The sequence below is a fragment of the Accumulibacter sp. genome, from assembly GCF_032229525.1.
In the GTDB taxonomy this organism is placed as follows: domain Bacteria; phylum Pseudomonadota; class Gammaproteobacteria; order Burkholderiales; family Rhodocyclaceae; genus Accumulibacter.
Genome location: NZ_JAVTWB010000123.1, coordinates 1 through 10,212, shown reverse-complemented (window position 1 = coordinate 10,212; position 10,212 = coordinate 1). Strand labels below are relative to the sequence as shown.

General features: G+C 63.0%; 9 protein-coding genes and 1 pseudogene. 3 read left to right on the top strand and 7 right to left on the bottom strand.

Going from position 1 to position 10,212, the window contains the following annotated elements; genetic code table 11:
• Together RUW20_RS08585 and RUW20_RS08580 are read left to right on the top strand one after the other, a co-directional pair.
• The coding region (locus RUW20_RS08585) for a hypothetical protein (protein ID WP_313951793.1) at positions 1–199 on the top strand (199 nt) is incomplete at its 5' end.
• Positions 200–209: 10 nt separating this feature from the next.
• Entirely contained in the window at positions 210–968 is a 759-nt protein-coding gene (locus tag RUW20_RS08580) for a hypothetical protein (protein WP_313951792.1), read from the top strand.
• Positions 969–1,275: 307 nt separating this feature from the next.
• On the opposite strand, the gene RUW20_RS08575 is transcribed toward RUW20_RS08580, so the two are convergent.
• Both RUW20_RS08575 and RUW20_RS08570 read right to left on the bottom strand, forming a co-directional pair.
• Positions 1,276–3,351: an LTA synthase family protein gene (locus tag RUW20_RS08575; RefSeq protein ID WP_313951791.1), complete on the bottom strand. Its 2,076-nt coding sequence runs from the start codon at positions 3,349–3,351 to the stop codon at positions 1,276–1,278.
• Positions 3,352–3,605: 254 nt separating this feature from the next.
• The gene (locus RUW20_RS08570) at positions 3,606–4,775 is read right to left on the bottom strand and encodes a glycosyltransferase family 87 protein (protein ID WP_313951790.1); all 1,170 of its coding nucleotides are present in this window, start codon (positions 4,773–4,775) and stop codon (positions 3,606–3,608) included.
• Positions 4,776–5,238: 463 nt separating this feature from the next.
• Between RUW20_RS08570 and RUW20_RS08565 the strand changes: the two genes are divergently transcribed.
• Positions 5,239–5,910: a cytochrome b/b6 domain-containing protein gene (locus tag RUW20_RS08565; protein ID WP_313951789.1), complete on the top strand. Its 672-nt coding sequence runs from the start codon at positions 5,239–5,241 to the stop codon at positions 5,908–5,910.
• Between the two features lie 19 nt (positions 5,911–5,929).
• Here the strand turns inward: RUW20_RS08565 and RUW20_RS08560 are convergent, their stop codons facing one another.
• From RUW20_RS08560 to RUW20_RS08540, 5 genes and pseudogenes are all read right to left on the bottom strand, one after another.
• Entirely contained in the window at positions 5,930–7,096 is a 1,167-nt protein-coding gene (locus RUW20_RS08560) for an MFS transporter (RefSeq protein ID WP_313951794.1), read from the bottom strand.
• An 80-nt stretch (positions 7,097–7,176) separates the two neighbouring features.
• Complete coding sequence (locus RUW20_RS08555) at positions 7,177–7,758, bottom strand: DedA family protein (RefSeq protein WP_313951788.1); 582 nt, start codon at positions 7,756–7,758, stop codon at positions 7,177–7,179.
• Entirely contained in the window at positions 7,755–9,065 is a 1,311-nt protein-coding gene (locus RUW20_RS08550) for an ATP-binding protein (RefSeq protein ID WP_313951786.1), read from the bottom strand. The genes RUW20_RS08555 and RUW20_RS08550 overlap by 4 nt, the downstream gene beginning before the upstream one ends.
• Positions 9,062–9,724, bottom strand: coding sequence for a response regulator (locus tag RUW20_RS08545; RefSeq protein WP_313951785.1), 663 nt, complete (start codon positions 9,722–9,724; stop codon positions 9,062–9,064). The genes RUW20_RS08550 and RUW20_RS08545 overlap by 4 nt, the downstream gene beginning before the upstream one ends.
• 193 nt (positions 9,725–9,917) lie before the next feature.
• Positions 9,918–10,212: pseudogene (locus tag RUW20_RS08540) on the bottom strand (hypothetical protein); the annotation flags it as partial.

Below are 10,212 nucleotides of genomic sequence, written 5' to 3'. Positions count from 1 at the left end.
TGACCAGAAGAAGGGCCTGCTGTTTAGCCGGTCACAATATGGGTTTTCGAAAATAATGGTCGACTCATCAAGGATGCAGATCATTTTCTTTGACGAAGATGGCGACAGGACGGCCCGGTACGCGGTGGGCAGAAAATGCTCCGGGGCGGCTTCTGTCTGTCTCAAGAACGCGGCGCCAAGCACCGACGACAAGAAGTGAGGTGTAAATTATGAATAACTCTGTCCAACGCAGCTTGAGTAAAGTGCCGGAAGTCACGTTGCTTTTCTGGGTTGTCAAGATCGCCACCACCACCCTGGGCGAGACCGGCGGTGATGCGGTGTCGATGTCGATGAATCTTGGCTACCTGGTGGGAACTACGATTTTCGCCGCGATTTTTGTGCTTGCTGTCGCTGCTCAAATCAAGGCCAGGCGCTTTCACCCCTTGCTCTACTGGACAACGATCATTGCCACAACGACGGTCGGTACGACGCTGGCGGATTTCCTGGATCGTTCGCTCGGAATCGGCTACGCGGGTGGTACGTCCTTGCTGATTGCCCTGCTGGTGGCCTCGTTGGCGATCTGGTACCGAACGCTGGGCTCGCTTTCGCTCGGGACCGTCAGCTCGCCAAAGGCCGAGCTGTTCTACTGGACGACGATCATGTTTTCTCAGACGCTCGGTACCGCACTTGGCGACTGGAGCGCCGGCAGCGCCGGCCTGGGATACACAGGCGGCGCAATGGTCTTTGCCGCTCTGCTGGGACTCGTCGTCGCGGCCTATTTCTGGACAGCCATTTCACGAACCATCCTGTTCTGGAGCGCGTTTATCCTGACGCGGCCGTTGGGTGCCGTTGTCGGTGATTTCCTCGACAAGCCCGTACGTTCCGGTGGGCTGGCGATGAACCGCTATTCGGCATCTGCGGTTCTTGTGGCATTCATTCTCGCCAGCCTCTTGCTGTTCAAACACCGGCTTGCAACGCGAGGGCATTGATCAAGTCGCGGGCAAGTGATCGGCTTCGGCGTTTGGCTAACGGTCATGACATGTCGAGATACCCCAGATCATGAAAGTCATGACCGTCCCCCTCCACTTGCAGTGCGCATTCCGGCTTGCACGCCGGAATCGTTCGACGGGCAGGGCGCATGCTCCCTGAATTCCCCGCCTCACCCCAGGCCCTCCCGCGCTGAGGAGAAGGGAAATTCGTGAGTCGCGTACGCGACTTTCACATTAACGCCAGTGCACGCCGCGCGCCGGCCGGCGCGCGGCTTCATGGGGAAGGTATTGCCGAGTTCGCCACGGCTCAGCGCTTGTGCGACATCGCCGCTTCCACCCCTGCGGTGTTGTCCAGCAAACTCCTGGTGGCGATTTGCAGGAAGGCTTCGAGCCTGGCTTTCAACTCCGGGGCGAGGTCGATGGGGATCCGTTCGGCTTTCGGATCGGCACCCAGCTGGTAGCTGTAGAGGCGTGGCTCGAACCCCTTCGGCTCGATCAGTATGCGTTGCGGCGTAACCAGGGCCACCGTCAGGTCGCCGCCCGAGGGTTTGATCACGCCGATGCCGAGGTCGCCTTCCGGCAGATTCAACAGATCGCGTCCCCAGCACTGATGGCGCACCGTGCCGCCGAGGCGGCCCATGATCGTCGGCACGATGTCGACCTGCGTGCCGACGTTGTGATTGTGGCTGCCGAACTTGTCCTGAATACCCGGAGCGATCAGCAGGAGCGGGACGTTGAAGCGGAAAAGATCCATTTCGGTCAATTGCTGGTCGCTGCCGAACCCATGGTCGCCGACGATGACAAAAAGGGTGTGCTTGTAGTATTGCGACTTGCGCGCCTTCGCGAAGAACTGGCCAAGCGCCCAGTCGGCATAGCGCATGGCGGTCAGGTGTTCGCTAAAGGTGCCGCCATCAGTCACCGGCTCCACCGGAAGCGCTTTCGGTAGCGCGTAGGGCGTGTGATTGGACAGCGTTTGCAGCAGCGCATAGAAAGGTTTGTCGGCAGGCATCTTGTCGAGCTCGCTGGCCGCGCGGTCGAACATGTCCTGATCCGATACCCCCCAGGTCGGGTCCATGTACACCGGGTCGACGAAATCTTCACGGCCGATGAAGCGGGTCATGCCCTGGTTGCTGAAGAAGCCCGACTGGTTGTCCCACTGGAAGCTGCCGTTGTACACGTACAGGTTGTCAAAACCGCGGGCGCTGAGCAGTTGTGGCAAGCCGGAGAATTTGTTCGCGCCTTGGGGGGTGCGCATCAGGTATTCGAAGCCGGGCAGATTGGGAAAACAGGCCATGGTGGCGAACATGCCCTGGTGGGTGTGGGTGCCGTTGGAGAAGAAGCGGTCGAACAGCAAACCTTCTTTGGCCAGCTGGTCGAAGTGCGGGGTGATATCGCCGCGGCCCCCGAGCGCACCGACAAAGTGGCCGGCGAAGCTTTCCATCAGAATCACCACGACGTTGCGAATCGGCAAGGTGCCGCTGGCTGGCGGGGTGAAATCACGGCGAATCGCCGCCGCGTCGGCGTCTACCAATTGGTCGTGGGGTGTGAGCAGCAGTTGGCGCACGGTTGCCAGCGCCTGCTGGTCGGGCATGGTCGATTGCCAGGTATTGCTCCGCTGCGAGGACAGGCTGGCCTCGGCCGCGGAAAGCAGGGTCAGGGTGCCGTTCAGGCCCAGCTGGTTGGCAAACATCGAATCGGTGGTGTAGGCATCGCCCCAGCGTAGCGGCGGACCCTGGCGCAGGTGGCCGCGGGCAGCGATGACCGCCGTCAGCAGGCACAGGACGAAGACACCGGTGCGCCAGTACCAGGCCGGTGCGGCTTGCGGCTGGTGCACCTCCAGCGGCCGGCTGAGCAGGTCGAGGCTCCTGAACAGCCGGGCCAGTAGCCAGGTCGCAGCAGCCCAGGCAAGCAGGTAGCGGCCGACCGGGAAGCCGTTCCACAACATGCTCGCGACGGTGGCGAGGTCTTCTTCGAAATACTGGAACACCAGGCCGTTCAAGCGTTGGTGGAACTCGTGATAAAAATCCAGCTCGGTAAGGCCGAGGAACAGGGTGAAGCTGGCGAACGCCGTCAGCCACCAGCGCAGCAGGCCGCGGGCGGCCATGGCGCGGACGCTGAGCAGGGCCAGCAGGAGTGGCATGATGGCGTACACCACCAGGCGCAGGTCGAAACGCAGGCCGTTATGGAAAGCCTCGACGAACGTCGCCACCGGGGTGCTGCCGATCAGCTCGCGGTTGTAGATCAGCAGCGCGACGCGCAACAGGCTGTAGAGCGCCAGCAGTGCGCTGGCGCTGAGCAAAGTGAAGGCGAGGTGACTTTTCAGGGTCGGGTGATTGATGCGTGGGCTGGCCGGCGAGCGGTGCGAGGCGACTTCGGCTGTCATGGCTGATCAGAGTTTGGCTAGTGGCTAGTTGCCGGTGAAGTTTCAGTGTGCGCTTGCGCTGCGCGTTTCGACCCGTAGCGGGTGGTCGAAAGCGGGGGTGACGTTGGTTTGTGTCGAGCGCAGGTGCGTGATGATACGCTGAAGTCTTCGGCTATGGGCGAGTCGGGGTACGCGCGCGATATGGCCGGCAACCGAGGTGATGCGTGACCGTGGGTCGTGCAAGGCACACGCCTGGAGGCCCGGCGGCGTGGGTGTCAGGTTGGCACCGGTTCGGCGCACGTCGATTGCATTCCAGGCGTCGCCAGTTTCACCCGCCAGAGCAGTATGCCGAGAAAACCAAGGGTCATCAGGGGGTTCCAGAACTTGCCGAACTCATGGCCGCCTTGTTTCCCGACGAACAGCCCGATCAGGTCCGGTAGAAACATCATCGTTACGCACATGGCCGCCATGACCTGGAATGTTCGTGTTGCGTTTTGTTCAACGTGCCACCAGGCCCAAAGGCCCAGCGCCGGTGCCAGCATCACGTAGCTGTTGGCTTCGTTCATCGGTGTGAAGAGCATGATGTAGATGCCCGTCAAGGCGAGCCAGAGCAGGGGCAGAGGGATGCTGGAGCGTCGCCCTCGCAAAAACCAGCACGCCACGGCCATTACCACTCCGGCAGCCAAGCGAACAAGGAAGGACGGCGTACCGGTGAGTTCGAGGTCGACAGCCGCCAGCACGCCATTGAGATCAGCGAACGTACGACCACCGGCGTCCGCACATTGAGCGAGATTGTCGGCGAAGGCCAGGTAGAGGGTATTCACGTAGTCTGGCGGGGCAAAAAGATAGGGCCCCACCAGCACGACAGTCACTCCGAGTGCCGTTCGCCACCACAGGCGGGGGAAGGCCATTACGGCCAGCCCGATTGCCGGAATGCCCAAGGGCTTGCAGACCAGTGCCAGGGAAAGCCATAGCGTCGCCGACCACCAACGTTGTCGGTGTAAACAGCAGGCCGCCAGGACCAGGCAAGCTGCCAGTTGGGCGCTTGATTGGCCGTTGCGCAATGCGCTGACGGAAAGCGGCAGGGAAAGCGCCGTTGCCACCGCGAAGGCGCGTTGCTGGTTCGTCGTCGTCAGGAATCCGCAATAACGCCAGAGACCCGAATAGAGGCCGAGCATGGCCAGCAGGCGCCAGAGCAATTCGCAAGCAACCACCGGTAACCAGGCAAAGAGGCCGAAAACTGGCAGGAACGCTGGCAGGTAGTTGAAGCCCGTCGGGTCTGTATAGACCGGTTGGCGTGCCCACCAGTGCTGTACCGCATCGTGGTATATCGGCGTCATGCTCCGCTCGAGCGGGTGCGTCACGATCATGCCGGCGAGCACCACCAGGGTGATCGACCAGAGCGCCCAAGCCAGCCAAATCCAATTCCGTTCAAGCTTCACCATGACTCACCAGACTCGCCACAAAAAAATGCATCGCGCGTAAATGCGATGCCAGGTCATGAAAACGTCGGATGCTCCAATATTCGCAACACATTCCCACGGGCGCTTGCGCTGGAGCGGAAAATCCGCGCCACTCCCGGGCATGCGAATCACCCCCGGCAGCCGTCGCTAAGTCTCAGCTAATTCTTGGTCGCTATCTTCATCCCCACGCAAACCAGCGCGTGACTCGAAGGCAGGATCTCCCGTCGACTGCCCGCCGCTCAATCTGCAAATCGGCGCCGGCTTTCTGACCGATGTCCCCGGCGACGACGCTGAAGGCGTGGCTGGTCTTGCATTGCACGGCCATGTTTTGCGCCCGTTGCCAAGCCGCCGGGTACCAGGTTCTTGCCGCATCGCGCATTTTAAGCCAGGTCAGGCTGCGGCGCGGCAGAGTTGTTGATCACTATTTTTCAAAGGAAACATTGCAATGAGCGTAAGCGCCACCGTCCCCAAACACGCCTTCGCGACGCGGCTGGTTCATGCCGGCCTGGCCTTGGCGATCATCCTGCAGCTGTTGACCAGCTTGCCAATGGAGCCGCCCGAACCGGACCGCGCCGGCAACTGGTATTTTCAGGTGCACCAGTATTCCGGCCTGGCCGCGTTCTGTTTCATTTTCGCATTCTGGCTGGTCCTGACCCTACGATCGAAGGGCACTGCGCCGGGCGCGCTGTTCCCCTGGTTTTCGCGCGCCCGTTTGACGGCTTTGCGAACCGACGCCAGGAGACACCTCTCCGCGCTGGTCTCGCGCCGGCTCCCTCCCCACGATGAGCACGCGCCCTTGCCGTCAGCCATCCATGGTCTCGGGCTGCTGCTGATGTCGGCGATGGCGCTGAGCGGCACGATCTACTATTTCATCAACAGTGGCGATCCGGACGCGGGCGGTGCCGTCGGCGCCGTGATGTTTGTCCATCGGACACTCGCCAACCTCGTTTGGGCCTATCTGATCGGCCACGCCGGGCTGGCCCTTGTCCATCACTACCTTGGCGACATGCGCCTCGGTGAAATCTGGTCCCTTGGCCGCGACACGGCGCCGCAAGGCAACGAGTCATTAGCGTCTGGCGAACAGTCTGCATCGGTAGCGGCAGCGCGAGGGCGTTGAGCCGGCTCAAGGAAGTCGGTCACGCGTCAGGCGTTCGCCTGTCCGGCTGCCAGCCCAATCCGGCGAATGCAACAAGGCAAAAAATCGCGCCGGCATGGAAAGTGGAGGATGCGCCGAGCCGATCCCACAGCAGCCCTGCCAGCACGCTGGCGCACAGCATCGCCAGTCCGCTGACCAGGCTGAAGAACCCGAACGCCGTGCCGCGCAGATCAGCCGGCGCGGTAGCGGCAACCATGGTCGCCAGCAAGCCCTGGGTAATGCCCATGTGGATGCCCCAGAGGGCGACGCCGGCCAGCACGACGCCCCAGTGGGTGCCGGTCGCCAATAGCATGTCGGCGGCGATCAGGAAGAGCAGGCCGAGGGCCAGCAGTTTCCTGTGGCTCATGCGGTCGGAGAGCTTGCCGAATGGGTAGGCCGAGAGGGCGTAGACCAGATTCATCGCCACCATCACCAACGGCACCAGGGCAACGGCGACGCCACTTTGCTGCGCGCGCAGGACGAGAAATGCCTCGCTGAAGCGGGCCAGGGCGAACACCGCGCCGATACCGACCACCCACCAATACGAAGCACCCAGACGTTTCAGGTTCTGTCGCTGGAGCGGATTGCTTCGTTTTGTCGTCGGCGGGTGTTCCGGTTCGCGCAGGCCAAAGAACAGCAGCGCGACCGCCAGGAGTCCAGGAATCACGGCCACCCAGAACACTGCGCGGAAGTCGTTGGCCCACAGCAGCATCAGGCCGACCGCCAGCAGAGGGCCAAGGAATGCGCCGACCGTGTCGAGGGATTGCCGCAGGCCAAATGCTGCGCCGCGCAGATGTGCTGGCGCGATATCCGCGATCAGTGCGTCGCGCGGTGCACCGCGTAGGCCTTTGCCGACGCGATCCAGGAGGCGGGCGGTGAGCACCACGCCGGTGGTCGACGCCACGGCAAAGAGCGGTTTGGTGAGGGTGCCCATGGCGTAGCCGAGGACGGCCAGGCCCTTGCGCTTGCCGAAGTAATCACTCAGCGCGCCGGAGAAGACCTTGACCATCAGGGCCGTGGATTCGGCCAGTCCTTCCACCACGCCGACCGCCAGGGCGCTGCTTCCCAGGGTGGTGACCATGAACAGCGGCAGCAGGCTGTGGATCATCTCCGAGGAAATATCCATCAGCATACTGACCACGCCGAGAACCCAGATGCCTGACGGCATGTCCTGCCAGTTGCTTTTTGTCGGTGTGCTGGTCATCGATGTCAGGTGGCCGCGGAGGGGGTCAAATAGTTGTCACGAGATCAATGCATTGCGCGTTCAGTTGCCGTTGGCGAAGCTCGCGTACGCAGCCGGCGCCACAGCCAGAAGGCCAGGCCGGCTACCACAATGACGACCAGAACGACCTCCTCAATCGTCTTCAGGTCGGCGATCAGGGCACTGATGGCGACCCCGACGCTGTATCCGGCGCCGGTGATCGTTGCCGCCCACAGCGCGGCGCCGATGGCATTGAGCAAGGCGAAGCGAAGCAACGGTATGCCGCTCGATCCAAGCAACACGGGCCCGGCGATGCGCAATCCGTAGAGGAAGCGAACGCCGAGGATGAAGATGACATGGTGGCGTTGCAGCAGATCGTCGATGCGAGGTTTTTGCCGTGCCAGGGACGGAAAACGTGCGGTCAGCGCCGGACCCTTCCAGCGACCGAGCAGAAAGGCCAGCTGGTCGCCCAGCGTTGCGCCGAGCATGGCCACCAGCGCGACCAGATGCCAGTCCAGCAAGCCGCGATGGGCGGCAAACCCCGCGGCGATCAGAATGCTCTCGCCTTCGAGGAGCGTGCCGACGAAGACCGCCAGATAACCGTACGAGGCGACGAAGGCGCTGATCACTGCTGGCGGTCTTGCCGGTAGCGGAAGAGCAGGCCGCGGCCGTCCGGCCGGTCATGCAGGCTGACGACACCGCCCAGACGGCTTGCCGCTTCCCGGGCGATGGTCAGCCCGAGGCCGCTGCCTTCGCCGCCGGCACCGGGCAGGCGGTAGAAGGAATCGAAGACGCGCTCGCGCTCCGCGGCTGGAATCCCGGGGCCATCGTCGACCACCTCGATGACCGCGCTCTGGCCCTCGGAGAGCAGCCGAAGCGTCACCTCACCGCCTTCTGGTGTGTATTTCAGCGCATTTTCGAGCGCATTCTTGAGGATCAGCCGAAGCGTTTCCGGCGCGCCGCGAACGGTTGACGGCGCGATTTCGTCGAGCCCGAGGTCGATCCCCCTGGCCTCGGCGAACGGCAGGAGTTCGGCGATCACTTCGCGGGCGATCGACGAAATCTGCACTGCCGGTCCGCCGCCGGTACCCGCTTGTGTCCTGGCCAGGCTCAGCAGTTGTTCGGTCAGCTGGCGGGCGCGCTCGATACCCGCCTGGAGCGGCAGCACGCGGTCGCGAACGGCCTCGAGCGATCGCGCATGCGCGAGATTTTCTGCCTGCACCGACAGCGCCGTAAGCGGGCTGCGCAGTTCGTGGGCGGCATCGGCGATAAAGCGCCGCTGCTGCCCGAGCAGGTGATTCACCCGCTCCAGCAAACGGTTGATGGCGTGCACGAACGGCGTGATCTCCGCCGGCAGGCCGTCGTCGTCTATCGCCTGCGGCCGGTCGGCGGGCTGTTGATCCAGGCTGCGGGATAGCCGGGCGATCGGCGCCAGCTCGCGGCGGACGATTCGCACCAGCAGGGCGGTCAGCAGGGGGACCAGCAACAACAAGGGGATCAGGGTGTACAACGCACTGTTGACCGCGATCTCGTCACGCGCTTCGGTTGGTTGGGTGACGACCGTGCGCTCGCCCGAAGGGGTGTCCTGGATAAACACGCGCAGGAGCCCGGCGTCGGTGGGCAGGGTGTGAAAGCCGCTGCGCAGATCGGCTCCTAGCCAGGCCGGTCGCGCATTGCCTGGCAGATGGATGATCGTGATTCGCGATTCCGACTCTTTGATCCTGACTTGCCGGGCGGCTTGCGGCGGCACTTCCGGCACCCGGCGTGCGACCGGTGAGCCGGCGTCCAGCTTGGCGATCTGCCGCAGCATGTGGTCCTGTAATTCCTTCGCCTCGGAATAGCCGAGCGCAAACGAGGCCACCGCCGCCGCCAGCCCGGTGAACACGATTGTGCTTCCCAGGATCAGCGACAATTGCTTCTGCAAGGATCGTTTCATGTCGGCTTGTCGACCATCCAGCCGGCCCCTCGGACGTTCTTGATGATCGCAGCGCCCAGCTTCCGGCGTACGCCATGTATCAGCACATCGATGACATTGCTCTCCACCTCCTCATTCCAGCCGTAGATGCGCTCCTCCAGCTCGTCGCGTGTGAGAATGGCACCGGGCCGCAGCAACAAGGCATGCAGCAGGGCAAACTCGCGCGCGCTGAGCAGCTCTACCACATCGCCGCAGCGCGCTTCGTGGCTGGCCGGGTCGAGAGTGACTGTGCCGTTGCTCAGCACGGGTGCCGCCTGTCCGCCCTGGCGGCGGATAATCGCGCGCAGTCGGGCGAGCAGCTCGTTGAGGTCGAAGGGCTTCACCAGATAGTCATCAGCACCGAAATCAAGACCCTTGATCCGATCGTCGACCCCGTCCCGAGCGGTGATGACGACAACCGCTACGGTGTTGCCCGCCCGGCGCAGTCGACGCAGGACTTCCAGTCCATCGCGCCCGGGCAGTCCCAGATCGAGCAACACCGCCTGATGCTCACCATCCTGGAGCACGTTGTTGGCGGTGGCGCCATCCCTGACCCAGTCCACGGCATACGCCGCGTCCTTGAGGGCAACGGATACCGCCTCGCCGATCATGGCGTCGTCTTCGACAAGCAGGATACGCATCAGGATTTCCGCGGTTCCGAATGCTTCATTGTCTCACCCGGTGGCGCCGGATCAAATCGGCGAATGGCGGCCGTCAAGGGAGAGCAACAAGGGGGTTGCACGGCGCACCCGGGCTACACGCGCGCAGCGATAGGGCCAGACATGCGGCGTTCCGGCAAGACGACCGCGAAAATGCAGCGCAGGAGAAGGGGCGTCAAATGGCATCGTTTGGTGCAGTGCTCTCAATGTCATTCCGGTTGGCCGACAGATAGAGCACCAGGCCGGCAATGCTCGCCAGGAAAATCACGCTGGTGACCACGGTACCCAGACCCAGGCCGCCATCGGCAGTCGCTTGCGACAGGTAGTCGCCGAAGGATGCGCCGAGTGGCCGCGTCAGGACGTAGGCAATCCAGAAGGCCAGGACGGCATTGGCCTTGCAGACGTAATAGGCGAGCGTGACGGCGGCGATCAGCGCGACAAAGATCAGTGAATAGACGGTGACTTCCGGG